Origin of the sequence: Aneurinibacillus sp. XH2, assembly GCF_001439585.2 — a bacterium.
Lineage (GTDB): Bacteria > Bacillota > Bacilli > Aneurinibacillales > Aneurinibacillaceae > Aneurinibacillus > Aneurinibacillus thermoaerophilus.
The window spans coordinates 1,549,484-1,564,769 of record NZ_CP014140.1; the positions used below are offsets into that span (position 1 = coordinate 1,549,484).

At 36.7% G+C, this 15,286-nt stretch carries 15 protein-coding genes; 8 read left to right on the forward strand and 7 right to left on the reverse strand.

Annotation, left to right across the window (positions count from 1 at the left end):
• Nucleotides 1-181 precede the first annotated feature (181 nt).
• Complete coding sequence (gene tnpA, locus ACH33_RS07590; protein ID WP_057898465.1) at nt 182-580, forward strand: IS200/IS605 family transposase; 399 nt, start codon at nt 182-184, stop codon at nt 578-580.
• Between the two features lie 11 nt (nt 581-591).
• A complete protein-coding gene (locus ACH33_RS07595; protein ID WP_057898466.1) occupies nt 592-1,704 on the forward strand; it encodes an RNA-guided endonuclease TnpB family protein in 1,113 nt (370 codons plus the stop codon).
• A 277-nt stretch (nt 1,705-1,981) separates the two neighbouring features.
• On the opposite strand, the gene ACH33_RS07600 is transcribed toward ACH33_RS07595, so the two are convergent.
• Nucleotides 1,982-2,488: a hypothetical protein gene (locus ACH33_RS07600; RefSeq protein ID WP_057898467.1), complete on the reverse strand. Its 507-nt coding sequence runs from the start codon at nt 2,486-2,488 to the stop codon at nt 1,982-1,984.
• Nucleotides 2,489-2,727: 239 nt separating this feature from the next.
• Here ACH33_RS07600 and ACH33_RS07605 point away from each other — a divergent pair, with 239 nt between their 5' ends.
• Nucleotides 2,728-5,214: a BsuBI/PstI family type II restriction endonuclease gene (locus ACH33_RS07605; RefSeq protein WP_057898468.1), complete on the forward strand. Its 2,487-nt coding sequence runs from the start codon at nt 2,728-2,730 to the stop codon at nt 5,212-5,214.
• A 484-nt stretch (nt 5,215-5,698) separates the two neighbouring features.
• Here ACH33_RS07605 and ACH33_RS07610 read toward each other — a convergent pair whose 3' ends face one another.
• The 4 genes from ACH33_RS07610 to ACH33_RS07625 all read right to left on the reverse strand — a co-directional run bounded on the left by ACH33_RS07610 (nt 5,699) and on the right by ACH33_RS07625 (nt 9,765).
• Nucleotides 5,699-7,111, reverse strand: coding sequence for an MrcB family domain-containing protein (locus ACH33_RS07610; RefSeq protein WP_162265008.1), 1,413 nt, complete (start codon nt 7,109-7,111; stop codon nt 5,699-5,701).
• A 263-nt stretch (nt 7,112-7,374) separates the two neighbouring features.
• The gene (locus ACH33_RS07615) at nt 7,375-7,974 is read right to left on the reverse strand and encodes a hypothetical protein (protein ID WP_057898469.1); all 600 of its coding nucleotides are present in this window, start codon (nt 7,972-7,974) and stop codon (nt 7,375-7,377) included.
• Nucleotides 7,974-8,630, reverse strand: a complete 657-nt coding sequence (locus ACH33_RS07620) for a hypothetical protein (protein ID WP_057898470.1) — start codon at nt 8,628-8,630, stop codon at nt 7,974-7,976. The genes ACH33_RS07615 and ACH33_RS07620 overlap by 1 nt, the downstream gene beginning before the upstream one ends.
• Entirely contained in the window at nt 8,590-9,765 is a 1,176-nt protein-coding gene (locus ACH33_RS07625; RefSeq protein WP_057898471.1) for a hypothetical protein, read from the reverse strand. Before ACH33_RS07625 ends, ACH33_RS07620 begins: the two co-directional genes overlap by 41 nt.
• A 335-nt stretch (nt 9,766-10,100) precedes the next feature.
• Between ACH33_RS07625 and ACH33_RS07630 the strand changes: the two genes are divergently transcribed.
• Nucleotides 10,101-12,659 (forward strand): hypothetical protein, encoded by a 2,559-nt coding sequence (locus ACH33_RS07630; protein WP_162265009.1) that lies wholly within the window; start codon nt 10,101-10,103, stop codon nt 12,657-12,659.
• An 18-nt stretch (nt 12,660-12,677) separates the two neighbouring features.
• Nucleotides 12,678-13,157: a hypothetical protein gene (locus ACH33_RS07635; RefSeq protein ID WP_057898473.1), complete on the forward strand. Its 480-nt coding sequence runs from the start codon at nt 12,678-12,680 to the stop codon at nt 13,155-13,157.
• Nucleotides 13,158-13,323: 166 nt separating this feature from the next.
• Here the strand turns inward: ACH33_RS07635 and ACH33_RS07640 are convergent, their stop codons facing one another.
• The gene (locus ACH33_RS07640; RefSeq protein ID WP_057898474.1) at nt 13,324-13,890 is read right to left on the reverse strand and encodes an ImmA/IrrE family metallo-endopeptidase; all 567 of its coding nucleotides are present in this window, start codon (nt 13,888-13,890) and stop codon (nt 13,324-13,326) included.
• 68 nt (nt 13,891-13,958) lie between these two features.
• Nucleotides 13,959-14,300 carry a helix-turn-helix domain-containing protein gene (locus ACH33_RS07645; protein ID WP_057898475.1) on the reverse strand — a complete coding sequence of 114 codons (342 nt, stop codon included), beginning with the start codon at nt 14,298-14,300 and terminating at the stop codon, nt 13,959-13,961.
• A gap of 158 nt (nt 14,301-14,458) precedes the next feature.
• Here ACH33_RS07645 and ACH33_RS07650 point away from each other — a divergent pair, with 158 nt between their 5' ends.
• The 3 genes from ACH33_RS07650 to ACH33_RS07660 are packed head-to-tail and all read left to right on the forward strand — an operon-like array spanning nt 14,459 to nt 15,242.
• Nucleotides 14,459-14,698 (forward strand): helix-turn-helix domain-containing protein, encoded by a 240-nt coding sequence (locus ACH33_RS07650; RefSeq protein WP_057898476.1) that lies wholly within the window; start codon nt 14,459-14,461, stop codon nt 14,696-14,698.
• A 16-nt stretch (nt 14,699-14,714) separates the two neighbouring features.
• Complete coding sequence (locus tag ACH33_RS07655; protein WP_236781985.1) at nt 14,715-14,939, forward strand: helix-turn-helix domain-containing protein; 225 nt, start codon at nt 14,715-14,717, stop codon at nt 14,937-14,939.
• 36 nt (nt 14,940-14,975) lie between these two features.
• A complete protein-coding gene (locus tag ACH33_RS07660) occupies nt 14,976-15,242 on the forward strand; it encodes a hypothetical protein (protein WP_057898477.1) in 267 nt (88 codons plus the stop codon).
• The last annotated feature ends 44 nt before the right edge of the window (nt 15,243-15,286 follow it).

Genomic DNA, 15,286 nt, shown 5'->3' on the forward strand with positions numbered 1-15,286 from the left:
AGGCGTACTAAGGCCGTCAGATTTTAACTTACCTCCGAAAGAAGTCTCCCACTTCTAAACGTGAAGGTGCGGAAGCACCAGTGAAAGTGGGAGATGAATTTCGGTTAGGTGTAGCCTAAAGTTGTCTCTTTTTTTTGTTATGATATAATCAGTATTAGATAAGCGAAAGGCTGTTGTATCAATGAAATTAGACAATAATAATCATTCAGTGTTTTTGTTGTATTACCATCTTGTTCTGGTTGTAAAATATCGCAGAAAAGTGATTGACGATGCCATATCTGACTATGCGAAAGATATGTTTGTTCGATTGGGTGAAAATTACAATATTTCCTTAGTCGAATGGAATCACGATATTGACCATGTGCATATTTTGTTCAAAGCACATCCGAATACTGAAATGTCAAAGTTCATCAATGCCTATAAAAGTGCAAGTTCTCGACTTATCAAAAAGCATTTTCCACAAGTGAAAAGAAAACTTTGGAAAGAGTATTTTTGGTCAAGAAGCTTTTGCTTACTTACAACAGGCGGTGCGCCCACCGAAGTGATAAAGAAATATATAGAAAATCAAGGTATGAAGTGAGGTGATTCGATATGGCAAACAAAGCATATAAGTTCCGCCTATACCCAACACAAGAACAAGAGCAACTTCTTGCGAAAACCTTCGGTTGCGTTCGTTTCGTCTACAATAAAATGTTGGCTGAACGAAAGGAAACATATGAGAAGTTCAAGGACGACAAAGAAGCCTTGAAAAAGCAAAAATACCCGACTCCTGCCAAGTACAAAAAGGAGTTTGCATGGCTCAAAGAAGTCGATAGCCTTGCGTTGGCAAACGCTCAACTGAATTTGCAGAAGGCATATCAAAACTTCTTCTCCGGTCGTGCTGAATTTCCTAAGTTCAAAAGCCGTAAGGCGAGACAGTCCTACACAACCAACGTGGTCAACGGAAACATTATGCTTTTGGATGGCTATATCAAATTACCGAAACTGAAACTTGTGAAAATGAAGCAACATCGGGAAATTCCGTCGCATCATATCATCAAGTCTTGTACGGTTTCTCGAACAAAAACAGGAAAATACTACGTTTCTATTCTCACCGAATACGAACATCAACCTGTACAAAAAGAAGTACAAGCTGTTGTTGGCTTAGATTTTTCCATGAATGGCTTATTTGTCGATAGTGAAGAAGGTAAGACAGCCAATTACCCTTGTTTCTATCGCCAAGCCTTGGAAAAATTAGCGAAGGAACAGCGTATTCTATCACGCAGAAAGAAAGGCTCTAATCGTTGGCACAAACAGCGTCTGAAAGTAGCGAAGCTACATGAGAAAATTGCAAATCAACGAAAAGACTTTCTACATAAGGAATCGCACAAATTAGCGAAACGGTATGATTGCGTGGTTATTGAAGACCTCAACATGAAGGGAATGTCCCAAGCCCTCAATTTCGGCAAAAGCGTTGCTGATAATGCATGGGGCATGTTTACGACATTTCTCCAATACAAGTTGGAAGAGCAAGGGAAGAAACTCATCAAAATAGATAAGTGGTTTCCATCTTCCAAGACTTGTTCATGTTGCGGTCAAGTAAAGGAGTCTCTATCTCTTTCTGAGCGCACATTCCACTGTGATTGTGGTTTTGTGGCAGATAGAGATTGGAACGCTTCTATCAACATCAAGCATGAAGGATTGCGACTGTTAGCATCATCATAGATAGAGCATGGAACAGGCTCGATAGCTAAGTAAATTTCGTACCGTTAGGTGCGATTACCTTAGAAGCCCCCACCTCTAAGCGAAACGTAGGTGGCGGGTAGTTCACAAATGTTCTTACGCAATACATAAAATATAAATCAAAATAATTGTAATTATACATACATGAAAAATCATCCCTATTCTGTGGGGTGTTTTTTAGGGCCAACTGGACATCAACAATCCAGAGAAGAAATTAATAAACTGCCTGAAGGAACTTAGTGTTTCTTTCAGGTATTTTTTATATATCCAATACCAGTTGTTCCATTTCTTTTTGTTCTAGTTTCTTCTTTCGCTTTTCAAATGCTATGGAGAAATCGATGATTGTAATTTTGTGCTCGGTATCTAATGTTTCAATCAAATCTTTAATTTCACCATTTCCATAATACACCCAGAAGCGATGAGGGGAGTTGGCATGTAGAATTTTACGAAGAGACTTTGTGCGAACAGTTGAATCTATTTCAAATACGGCCAACAATTCTCGATCGGCTAGTGTCCACCAGGCAACATCAATTCGGCCACTTCGACCGTTGGATTGCATATTAGGAATTGGGTGCTCCTTTTCCCCATAGCAGCAGAAATCCGGCGCCAGTTCTAGAAGTTTCTTTTGCAGTGCTGCATGAAACTCAAGTTTATCCACCATCTTTTCTTTCCGGTTCTGGGTCAGTTCGCGCACCACATCGTTTGCCAGACGAACAACAATCTCACGTAACTGGTCTGCATCAATAATGAGTGTGGTTTGCTTCATGTTCCCCATCCCCCTTTAAAAAGATGATGATGTATCATAAAAGATTACTTTTGATTTCCTTTGTCTATCTTATTTTTCTTTCAATTATACTAAACTTCCAGAATTTATTTCACATGGTTTCAACTTATGTATAGAAAGTGATATGCAGGAGAATATGTTTAGTTACCTATAAAATGATTTAAGATATAATGTTATAAGATAACTGAAGAGCATGAATTGCTTTTTGTAAGGAGAAGGACATGATAAGCGGACTCAATACAATAGTAGCTACAAGTATGGCAGAGTATGCCAACGCTTTAGCTGTAGAATATAATCAACAAAGCTCATCCGAAGAAAAGAAAGAGAAGGGACAATATTTCACCCCTCTTCCGATTGCTCGATTCATGGCTGACATGGCCATAATTCATCGTAAACGTTTGCGAATCCTTGATCCCGGAAGTGGAACTGGCGTATTAGCCAGCGCCTTATGTGATCGGATTTTGCAAGAGGATCGAGACGTAGCAGTAGAAGTTGACCTTTACGAAACGGATAATGAGATTATTCCGTTGTTATGCCAGGTAATGGAGATCTGTAAGGAAAAATTCGAAGCGAGCGGGAGAGAATTTCAATACCGGATTATCGAAGAGGACTTTATCACTTCGAATGCCGGTTTGTTCGAGAATGAAGGACTTTTTGCTGGAGATTTACAAGGCGAGCAATATGATATTGTCATCAGCAATCCACCGTACTTTAAACTTCGGAAAGACTCCATCTATGCTAGGATTCTGAATGAATATGTACATGGGCAACCTAACATCTACTTTATGTTTATGGTTGTAGCTGAGAAGCTTACCAAACAGAATGGTCAGTTGATTTTTATCACACCACGTAGTTACTGTTCCGGGGCGTACTTCGAGGAATTTCGAAAACGCTTCTTAGAAGTTGTCGACCCACATCACATTCATATATTCGAATCACGAAAAGAAACCTTTTTTAATGAAAAAGTGCTACAAGAAAGCATTATTTTGAGTGCCTTTAAGCGTATGAATAAAGGCGAAACCATCACGATTAGTCAGTCAACAGCAAATATTGAGGATACGTATACCGAACGTCATTTCGACCATCACCTGGTCGTTGACTCTTCCTTAGAAGATACCATTATCCGAATTCCCGTTACCGAAGAGGATGAAAAGATTGTGCGGTTGTTTGATAGCTGGGGAAACAATTTGTCGGCTATGAATATGGAAATTTCAACAGGACCGGTCGTAAACTTTCGGGCGAAAGAGTCTATTGAAGTATTTGAATCACTGGAGAAACACTATCCACTTCTGTATATGCAAAACCTTCGAAACATGGGAGTCACGTTCCCAGTGGATGGGAAGAAGAACGAGGGAATTAAAAAAGACACTGAAGATAAAAAGCTACTCCTTCCTTGTAAAAACTACGTTTTAATAAAGCGGTTTACCTCTAAAGAACAAAAGAAGCGAGTAGACGTATCTGTATTTTTAGCACGGCAGTTTCCGTTTGAACAAGTGGGACTCGAAAATCATCTGAACTATATTTATAAAATCAATGGGGAGTTAACAGAGGCAGAAACAATAGGATTGGCTGCGATTTTAAATTCTCGTTTGGTTGACTCTTATTTTCGAATCGTGAACGGAAATACACAGGTGAATGCCAGCGATATTCGCGCGTTGCCGTTGCCAGAAGAATCCTTTATAGTAAAAATTGGAGAAGATATTCTTGCGGGAAAAATCACATACGAAGAGATCGATGCATTGTTAGAAAGGGAGTTAGGTACGGTGACAACCAAGATTGAGGAAGCAATTAATATCATTGAGATGTTCGGCTTACCGAAAAAGCAGCAAAATGAACGCTCAGCCCTGACGTTGTTAGCGTTGTTGGGGCTAAGAAAACAAGATAAGTGGCAAGATGCACAACCGAAACTTCTTCGTGTTCATGATATTATGGAGTTTATCAAGGACGAATACGACAAAGTATATGCTGAAAACAGTCGAGAAACGATTCGCCGCCAGACTATTCATCAATTTGAGGATGCTGCCCTTGTTGAACGAAATCCGGATGATAAAACAAGACCAACCAACAGTGGGAAGACGGTATATGCTGTCACCGACGAAGCATTACAGGTCATTCGGGCATATGGTACAGAAAAATGGGACGAGCTGCTTTCAGCGTTCCTTGATGCTCATCCAAAGCTCGTGGAAAGATATGCGAAGAAGCGGAATGTCCATCGTGTGCCGATTCGCTTGGAAAATGGGGACGTGTTAGAGTTGTCGGCCGGAAAGCATAACCTTCTACAGAAGGCGATTGTAGAAGAATTTGCGGCTATTTTTGCTCAAGGTTCCCATCTTGTATATCTAGGTGATACGGCAAATAAGCAGCTCCACGTTAATAAAGAATTGCTTGCAAAGTTAAACATTCCGGATTTAAATCATGATAAGTTGCCAGATGTGGTGCTGTATCATGAAGAGAAAAATTGGTTGTATCTGATTGAAGCTGTCACATCTCATGGACCGGTATCCCCAACGCGCGTGGCACAATTGGAGGATATGTTGAAGGATTGTAATGCGGGGAAAATTTATGTCAGTGCGTTCCTGGACATGAAGGACTTCAAGAAGTATGCAGCTGATATTGCCTGGGATACAGAAGTATGGTTTGCGGATATGCCGGAGCATATGTTGCATTATAATGGGGACCGATTTATGGGGCCAAGAGATAGAGGATAAGTTAAGAAGAAAAAGGAAGGAGAAATTGAACCTTCCTTTTTCTTTACTTTTTTACGATAGTGATTTCTTGGTTATTTATATCATCCTTTTTATAGATTTTTATGGTAGGGTTAACATGGTAAATTTTGGAAAGTCTAGTTTTATAATGTAATTCAAAAGTATGTCGGCAAATATAACATCCAATACATTTTCACTGCTATTCAGGATGAGTTACCCCCAGAGATAAATTCAAAAGATAAAATAGAGAAGTTAAAAGAAGAAGGAACCATAATAAGGGTATTGCATGATAATGGAAATGAAGGAAGATTGTTTAACATGCCACCTTTTCGATATGTGTAACTAAGGCTGTTCAAAAAAAGTGATTTAAATTAAGCCATTAAGTGTTCTGGAACTCCTAAAAGAAATCCTACAAGAACAACTAAATCAGTAAACAAGACAAGCGGGCAAATCGCCCGCTTTTTCTGTTGTGTAAATATTAAATATGCTACTCTAATTCAATGTAGTACGCTTTTTTCAATTGGCTAAAAGTAATTTCGATTCCCAGGCTTTCCAACTTTTCTCTGCGTTCATAAAACAATTTACGCAGTATCTGTTCTTTGTCTTCATCAGTTCCGTGATGAATCATACGGTGACAAGTAGGGCATAAAGAAATGATATTGGCGATTTTATCTAGCTTATATGTAAACTCGCCTTGGAGCTTCATCGGAACTAAATGATGCGCCTCCATAAACGGACGTCTGGTAGCTTTTGAGATGAAAGAGGTATGATCCGAATCGTAAGCGCACTTGTAATTAGCTAGTAGTAGAGCTTTAGCAGATAACGTAGCATCACGAGGCCAGTGACTTCTTCCGCTTTTGTCTGTGACTGGTTCGGGACGTTTCTCTGCTTCTTCTTCCTCACTTATAAGTTCCATAGTATTTTGTGTTATTTTTTTTGCCACGCTTGCTACAGTTTCTTGATATTGCTCTTCTTGTGCTTCTTCCTCTAAGAATTTTGAGTCATCCTGGAGCAACAAATAATCATTGAATTGTTCAACGGAACGGTGTCCAATTAACAGTTCAAGCTCATTGTATACGGCCTGTAAGCTTTTTAAATCTCGAATGAGTTTTTCAGGCTTTAACTCTAAGTCTTCTAGCGTGTAGTGAGTGCCGCAAATATGTCCGGCTTCATATCCAAGGCCCAACTCGCCTCTACAACATAAATTTATTTCACCGTCGATCATCTCCGATGGAATTGTATGAAGCAGCTCCCTTAAAATGGCGGCAGTTTTTCTAATCTTTTGACGCCCTTCTTTAGTACCATACTTATTTTTAAAATATGTCCAGCCTTGGTTGAAGCTTAAATAAAAGCCACTCATATTAGCCTGGAAGAGATAGACAATATAGTACCCTTTGGTTGCACTTGTGGTAATGCTCTTACGGAAAATTGATACCCATGGTACTTCAGCCCACTGACCTTGGCCAACCGATCCGGTAATCTTGTACAGCGTCGGATCGAAATTGGCGGCTTTCATAATCACTTCTGTCATATTGTGTCGAATGAAGTTCCCTAAATTATGCTCCTTAAAAGGCTCGTTTGTTGCTAAATTGTACTCTTTTAGAACGCGTTCAAAGGTATACGCAACATTAAATGGAGAATACTTTCCTTGATAGGGAGGAGAAGTAATAATTAAATCGACTCCTGATTTAGATGTTTGACGTCCTAGGAGTTCATCGATCGAGCAATTAAAGTAGTCAGCCATTTTTGTAAGTAGTATGCTATCCATCTTTTGTGTACCATTCTCGATTTTCGATAGAGAAGTATACGGGATTCCAACAGCCTCAGCGACTTCATTTTGGCTCTTTCCATGATGCAAGCGTAATGCTTTAAGCTCTTGACCTAAGTTTTTTTCTGACATAAGTTTCACCGACCTCTAATTTTTATGGTTTGATAGTACCATAAATTAGAATTTAATTAACATGGATTTTTCTAAAAAAGAAAGTGTATTTTATAGAAATATATTCTGTTTGTATTAATTATATTTGTCGTATTTTGACGAATAAATCATGTAGGAATTTATACCTTTCAATTCTCTGACGATTAGGCCGGAAATTTAACAACGGTTAGCTAGGGGAAATCCCCGCCCTGATGTAGGTGGGGATTTCCCTTGGGATGAAAATTTTAATTATTTAGCTTTCTTGTGATTTCCTGAATCATATTATTTAATCCTTCTAGTGCGTTGTTACCAAGTGATTTCGCTGCGTCCAGCAAGTCTGGATCTACTTTGAACTTGCTTGAGGATTTTAAAACGCTAATTTGTCGATAAAAGCTACAGAGTTTTGTAAAGGTTGCATCACTAACTTCCGGTCCAAGATTTGGAGAGCAATTTAACCATTGAGTTTCTTGAAGATGGCTATTAATTAGTTCTTTATGTTCTGAGGTATCTTCATAGGGGATTAATGAACTCAAAACTTCAATGTTATAGTCAATTTCTTCTTTAATTAATCGCAGCATAGAGTATGTTGTCTTTAAAGAAACTTGTTCGTGTAAATCGGTGCTTTTTCTTACTTGATAGCTGGCCACGATGTAAGCAACAATCCCTCCAATGATGCCGCCGCCCAGGTTTCCTAGTGAGCCTATGGTGGGCTCTAACCAGTCTTTTCCCTTCTTTGCAGTTTCAATAATTCCATAAGTAATAAAAAATAAGGAAATACATGCTATAATTACAGAAATTAAAAGTATAATAACTTCTTTAAAGCTAAATGGAGCATTTCGATTCATTAAATCTTACCCCTACCTACAAGACGATTTGAAAGTCTCTGGAATGGGCTAGGGAATTTTTGGTTAATTGGTCTGTTATCATGAGTGTTTTGATTAATGACTAATTTAGTGCTAATAGCGACCTCAATCCCCCCCTCATCAATACTTTTATTAGAGCTGCTGAAAGATGGGGGGGAGGCGTTCTTTAAATTATCAGGCAACCTTCTTAAAATCTCTATTGTCGAATTACGGTCATGCGAAATGAATTCCTCCTCAGGTGGTGGAACATGAAGATCAGGTTTAATTTGAAAATAAACCTTTGTAAAGTCTATAATGTCCTCAAATACGTATTCTTTTCCACATTCATCACAAGCGATGATTTCATCTTTATATTCCATATTAAAAAAGATTCGTGTACTTACACAGGTTGAGGTCGAGCACTCAAAGAACATGAATATGTTTAGTATGCCGTTATCATTTGTAAAGTACATTAGAAATCTTATGCTATCCTCTATTGGAAGTTCGACTTGTCTGGCAAATCTGTATGGATTGATGTACTTATTTCGTTCTAATACACTTTTTCGAACAAATTTATCAAATGACTTGAGAATCGATTCAGAAAAATATTTATCGCACTCAGTCTCGTGGTAAATGCGTGTTAATTTTTCGTAGAACAAACTCCTCCTTCTCCTTTCGATTATCGTTATAGTTTCTATAGTATTGAATAATTAATGAATCGTTTTTCGATTCTATTCGTATAAAAACAATTTTTTGGTTATTTTGGTTTATATGCCAAATGAAGCCTGCCTCTTCCAAACGCTGCTTTTTAAAAATAAGTTCTTTTAAATGCCAATAAACCTTTGAGGAATAAACAGGAGTATAGTCTTCTGTTCTAGATGAAGCTCTTGTACAATCCCCTTCACGGAACATAAATTTAAATACCCATCCATTAGGGAAAATTTCTTCTTTAAATGTATCACTAATATCTTGATAAATCACTGCTTTAATTTGCTGAACGTAGTCTTTTTTTACCTCGTGAAAATTTAGGGAGCGAAGAAAATTCTCGATTTTTTGGTCAGTTCCAGGTGCTATTTTTTCCTCAAGACGCTTCTCTGCTTCTAAGCTAAGCTCCTCAAATAATTTAAAAATGGTTTCTTTAGCTCCGTCTTCATTAAGACTAGCTATATTCAATTGTAAAGGACGATATGTACTGCTGCTGGTCAGAACCTTTTTTAAATCACTCACTATTTTCAGCTTTTCTGAATGACAAGAATCTAGATAGTTAAGATTAAATTTAATGATAACAAATTTAAATTCGACATTAACTGTAATGGCTGCATATAAGTGAACCACACCTTTTCTTGGTGAAGAATCACATACTTTAATAAGTAATTTTAATTCATTAAATTTACCATTTTTAGTTTCTATTCTAGTAGTGCACAGTTGAAAGTCTCTAATATCTTCATTGTCAGTGAGTAATTGATTAAATAAAAGAGATGGTTGTTGTTGTAAATATTTTTCAATATCGGGTACAGGTGTTTCTTCGTCAGCAAAAAAATCATCATAACAATAAACATAATAGTAATTATTATTTTCGTAGAATAATTTATTAAAGAGAAATTCGTCGAAGGCTTCCGCTGTAAATCTATTATTAGGATTTTGAAGTTCTTCCCTAATAACTGTTAAAATGGGGCGATAATCGGCTGCACTTGAAGTTTGTAGTCGTTTATTAAGTTTAGTAATTCCATGAGCTTTAAAAAACGCACGGTATTCAGTTTTTGGGATATTTCGCAATGTTTTTTCGACTAGCAAGTTCCATTCCTCCACAAACTCTGTTTAAGTTAAATGAACTATAATAATTTGTATTTATCTAAATTATACTAAATTCCTAAAATTTATAAAGAAAAACTAGGAAAATAGATACAAATAAAGTAAATTAGTATTAGATAATACCATAGGATTAAATAGCATAACATCTAGTTTTTTAAAAAATAATAGTAAAGCTATAATGTGTGAACGGTAAATAATAAATTGCATATATTGGGATTGCGATTTCTAACCTAGTTTTTTTATCCAATATAAAGGGTTAAAGGCTTTTGTTTCTTAAGGAGGAAAAGAAATTGCTACTAAATCAAAAATATAAGACTTTGGCTAATGTAGACAACGAATATTGGGATCGACTCGAAGTAAACCATGAAAAAATTACCGAAGCTAATAACTGGGAAAGATTACATATCGATGTATTTTTAGAAAAGCTAAAGCCGGAAGAGATTATAGATATAGCTAAAATAATGGGGATTAAAACCGAAAAAAAGGACAAGGGGCAACTAGTTAAAGAAATTAGAGTTGATACCAACGTAAGATATTTAGCGTTTTTGAGGGAGTTTATTCTGCGAAAAAAGAAAGCTATTATTAAGTACTACAACAGGATTTTTGCTCGTTCTAAAGAAAGATACGATTCCTCGGCGTTTGTACAGTTAACTCACCTTTTTTATGCTGCTCCATCGTATCTTTTTGAAGTTTTTGTAGTCCATGAGTGGATGCTAAAAGGTACAGATTATCTATATAATTTTGATGGTAAGTTTACTCAGGGAAAACTCAACGATTTAGCAATAGAAGATACTTATCATAAAGCACTGGTAAATCAGCTATATCAGGCTACAGGAAAAGAAATAGAGTATAGGATAGTAGCTTGTTGTAACCTAAGTGATAAAGAAAAGATTTTCTTAATTCATAAACTGGCAAAGGATTCGAAAAAGCCAGATTTCGATTTGCCCAAGCGTTTAAAAGAGGTTGGTAAACTTCTTTTTTCTGTTAATTTAGACGAGAAAATCTTACATATTAAAGCAAAAACAGAAGGGGAAAAGAGAGGTATACGCAACTATATAGAGGGTGATATAGGAGCGAGCTTGAGAGAGATTAAGCAACAAGTGTATGAAGAGTATGACGAGAATAAGTTAGAAGAACTCTTCTCTCTTGGTAATAGTGTAACAGGAAAAGAGCCTGAGGACTTTGTTATTAACAAAATAGTGTTTTCTAATTCATTATTGAGTAAGTCGCCCCAAGTAATCATTCAGTTACCTAAAAGTGATATCTGGCCCTCGGTAATCGATGCAGTTAAGCTTGGCGTTATAAAAATGGACAGTCTATCAAATATTTCTCAGCTTTCTATTACGACACATAATCATACAAAATCTGTGAGAAGTATTATTTTAGATGAAGCAAACGTGATGTTTAAACTTGATGATAGTGGATTAGATGAAGAGGTACGACAAGGGTTTATAACTAAATTTCGGCAAAAATTTGGCCTCCCTTTAAACCAACCGATAAAGAATAAGTTTGAAAAAGGATATGCAGATAAAATTGATTATATTCTAAGGCTGGATTCGAAAGAACAAATCTCTTCAGATCTTTCTGACCTACTAGAAGAGTTGAAAAGAAATAATCTAATAAAGGAAGAATTGATAAAATTATATAAATGCAGTAACTATGAATGTGGAAGAGTTACCAAGGATAAGTCGGATTTCGATGAAGGGTGTAAATGTGGAAACACAGAGTACCATACTATTGAAAATACAGAACTGATAACAGATAAGAAAAAAATTACGTCATTAGTAGAAGGAGTATTTGACAAATATATTGCAATGAAACATGAGTGTGCTGCTATAAACTCTTCTACTATCAAGATTTCTGGTACGCAATATAATTTTAAGAAGTTCGTTTATAAGAAAAATCCCTATCAGGTTTTAGTAAGTGAAAAGATACTTTCCAAAAAAGTGATTGAGGCAATTGAGCGACAACTTATTCCGACAATTATTATTCACTTCGGTGTAGACAAGTATAATGTTAATTTAACTATTCCTAATACCATTCAAACTTTGGATTTTGGAATCATTTATCGTTATAGAGATGATAATGAAAAACTAGAACAAATATTGGATGAAGTTGTTGACAACTTAGCCGTAAGAACAAAAAATCAAATTACAAGTGTAGCTACTAAATCCAATGAAAATTTAAGATGGGTTCAGGGAAAAGTCAAAGAATTAAAGGATAAGTATTCACCTTCTGATTTTGAAGATGATGTGTTTCCAATTATAAAGGAAATGCTTCCTAATTCTGAGAAATGGGGGAAGGAATATGCAGGGCACTCTGTTCCTGAAGGGATATTTGCACTCCAATTTTATAGAAGTGGATCAGTATCAACTGAAGAAAGATATATATTTACATACGATTGTAAATTAACTACAGATGAAAAAGGCTATGATTTAGACGCGGATGAAAAGCGCAAAGCAAGTGGATACGTGCAGGAAATTAATAAACTAAGGACTATATCATCCTATTGCTCAACTGAAGAAGTAAGCAGTCACATTTTTATTAGTAATAAATTTAAAGAAAATCAAATTGAAGCGATGGCTAACCACTTTATTAAAACTTTAGCTCCGAAACATAGAACAACTCCAGCATTTATATTAGTTGAACAGTTTGTAGCGTTACACTCTTGGTATAGACAGAATATGAACTTAATTTCATTAATACCGGATATTTTTTATGAAGAGTTACACAAGCTTCTTACTCCAGGTCATAATGAAGGGTATATAATTACAGAAGAGGCTCTAGAGGAATTTTTTGAAAATATTATGGATGCGGAGCATAAGTATAAAGCTATAGAGACGGAAAGAATAACAAAAAGGCTGGTTAAGAAATAATAAAAGGAGGGGATAACGTTGAAGCAACAAAAGTATACAATTGATAATAGTGTGTTTCAACGTTATCTCCAAATCCACAAAGATTTTGTTGAGCAAATGATTCTTTCCGATTTGAAAAAAAGTCCAAATATACAAATAGATGATGAAATTATATATCTTGTTTTTGGGAGAGAGAGATGTATCATTTACAGATTAGATAATAAAACGTGTACGGTACATCACGTTGCCCCTTTTTCTTATGAGCTTTTACTTCCAGATGAATTATTGCAGAGTTTTAAACAGGTTTTTGAATCACTTCCTCTGCGTTTGCAACATTGGGCAAATGAGCAGTATTTTTATATGATAAAAAAAGAAATTATTGAATCTTTAATTTCGGGAAGAATCACTTTTACATACGAAAAAAACAACTCAGAAATAATCGGTAAATGGAAATCGTATGATTTGAATTTTAAGCTTACTAAAGAATTTGTTTTCGAGAAAGTCGAACTAAAGGTTTAAATAAGTGGATTTTTTTGTTTGTTAGGTATTACTTTAAACAGCATTTAGGGCACTCTCACAAAACAACAAATACCGACAAAAGGTTTGAGGCCTACATGTCGGTACTTTTGTTAAGGAGCTAGTATTTACTAAAACTGCCTTTCCATTTTCATCCTTCCACTGTATTTTAATTTTCGAATCGATAAGAAATCGCGTGCCCTATTAACCTTTTATCTTCTTCCTTGAGATATTGTATAAACTGTCTATCCAACTGTGTCTGAAATATCCGACGACGAATCTGCTTAACCCTTCTCTTCGCCAGCTCCGGTGTTACCTCAAACACTTGGGTCAGAAGCGCAACCATTCCTTTTTCCTCATATGGGATTTCAAAGCGATTAATCATGAAGAAGGGGAGAGCTGCATACATAAGAAATTGCTCTGCCTGGAACTCCTGTAGCTTACGAAAGAACGGACTCATATTTTTCTGGTTTCCTTCATGCAGCAATGGGTGGCAAAGCTCATGATAAAAAATCTCTTTTTGCTCTGCATCGGACTTCATGGAGTCAATAAAAACAACCACGGTATCATCATCCCAAATCGCATTACTGGGGGCATAAGGCATATATTCAATTTCAACCCCAAACTGGCGGGCGATATTGCTTATCTTCAAATCCCGCGGTTCTAGAATGCCAACCTCCTTAAATTGTTCCTCAATCCATGTTTCAAGCTCTGTCTTTCTATAAAGCTCTAGCATGAAAAATCCTCCCCAAAACAAAACGTATGTTCCTGTTTTTATGTATAAAAAATCGCCTGAGCCTGAGCTCAGGCGTTATTATTTTTTTTCTGACTTTTAATTTTACGGAAAATCTCTAATTGCATCTCTAGATAGCTTTTCTCTTCTTCAGTGAGATTTTCAAGGCTATGAAAAGCCCTATTTACAGTATCGACTTGTTTTTTGGGTGAAGGATCATTACTGTGCCCCAAAAGATAATCAGAAGAAATATCCAATGCTTTTGAGAGGAGGGCTACATCATCAGAGTTGGGAGTGGTATAGCCTCTTTCCCAGTTAGAAATGACTTGGGATGAGACATTTACTTTTTCTGCAAGCTCTTTTTGTGTCCATTTTAATTTTTGACGTTGTTCTTTTATTCTTCTCCCAATCATCTAGACACCTCCATTATAAGACAAATATATCACAACTAACGATTATGGATACAAGACTAACGTAATTTGAGAAAAAGATTAAAAAAGGTATTGACTATAACGGAATCCGTTATTATTATTTAATTAACGGAAAGCGTTAGTTGGAAGGTGGTGAAAGAATGGTTTATCAAAATGTTAAACGTATTCGTGAAGCTAAAGGTATTACTAAAACAAGAGTTGCTAGTCTTTTAAATATGTCTTTACAGGGATACAAACATATTGAAGATGGAACAGTTCGTTTAGATGTTGAGCGATTACGCGTAATCGCCGAACTTTTATCAGTAGACATAGCAGTTTTTTTTGATGAAAAACTAACGGATTCCGTTATAAAAGAAATAGAAAAACTTAAATCAGCCTGAAAGGAGACGAGTGAACTTGCAAAAGGAAGCCATTAAACCAAAATCCATCCAAGATTACCCAATGATTCTAACAGCCAAAGAAATTGCAGAAATCCTGCGGGTATCCAAACCAACAGCATACGAACTTATGAAACGCACAGACTTTCCTTTGCTACCCTTTGAAGGCCGTCTTCGCCGGGTTCAGCGGGATGAGTTCTTTCAATGGCTCGCCAGGAAGAGCCAGAATAACACAACTGCATAATCATATTCCTTCCTTGCTGGAAAGGGGGTGAATCATATGTACACGCCATCTGAAGTTGCCGAAGCCCTCGGCTTGCTGACAAAAAGAGGTCGGCCTCATGCAGCATTGGCGAAAGCGCTCCTTCGTCAAATCAAGGCCCAGCCGATTGCTTATGATAACGGCAAACCCGTATACGGCCATTGTGTCCTTTCCGTTATCCGGGCTACCTTCGGACAAGCGGTGAATTACGAGCTGCCCGAATGTGTAGAGATTCGAGGACGTCGGTTCCGTGTCCGGTACTGGCCTGAAGAAAGCGTATCATGAGTTAGCGACAAAACGAAAGGAAGAGAACGTGACGAAAGGAGGAA

What these genes read in the sequence shown, in the direction of transcription:
- tnpA (WP_057898465.1), top strand. Translation starts at nt 182, where the DNA reads ATGAAATTAGACAATAATAATCATTCAGTGTTTTTGTTGTATTACCAT.
- ACH33_RS07595 (WP_057898466.1), top strand. Translation starts at nt 592, where the DNA reads ATGGCAAACAAAGCATATAAGTTCCGCCTATACCCAACACAAGAACAA.
- ACH33_RS07600 (WP_057898467.1), bottom strand. Translation starts at nt 2,488, where the DNA reads ATGAAGCAAACCACACTCATTATTGATGCAGACCAGTTACGTGAGATT.
- ACH33_RS07605 (WP_057898468.1), top strand. Translation starts at nt 2,728, where the DNA reads ATGATAAGCGGACTCAATACAATAGTAGCTACAAGTATGGCAGAGTAT.
- ACH33_RS07610 (WP_162265008.1), bottom strand. Translation starts at nt 7,111, where the DNA reads ATGTCAGAAAAAAACTTAGGTCAAGAGCTTAAAGCATTACGCTTGCAT.
- ACH33_RS07615 (WP_057898469.1), bottom strand. Translation starts at nt 7,974, where the DNA reads ATGAATCGAAATGCTCCATTTAGCTTTAAAGAAGTTATTATACTTTTA.
- ACH33_RS07640 (WP_057898474.1), bottom strand. Translation starts at nt 13,890, where the DNA reads ATGCTAGAGCTTTATAGAAAGACAGAGCTTGAAACATGGATTGAGGAA.
- ACH33_RS07645 (WP_057898475.1), bottom strand. Translation starts at nt 14,300, where the DNA reads ATGATTGGGAGAAGAATAAAAGAACAACGTCAAAAATTAAAATGGACA.
- ACH33_RS07650 (WP_057898476.1), top strand. Translation starts at nt 14,459, where the DNA reads ATGGTTTATCAAAATGTTAAACGTATTCGTGAAGCTAAAGGTATTACT.
- ACH33_RS07660 (WP_057898477.1), top strand. Translation starts at nt 14,976, where the DNA reads ATGTACACGCCATCTGAAGTTGCCGAAGCCCTCGGCTTGCTGACAAAA.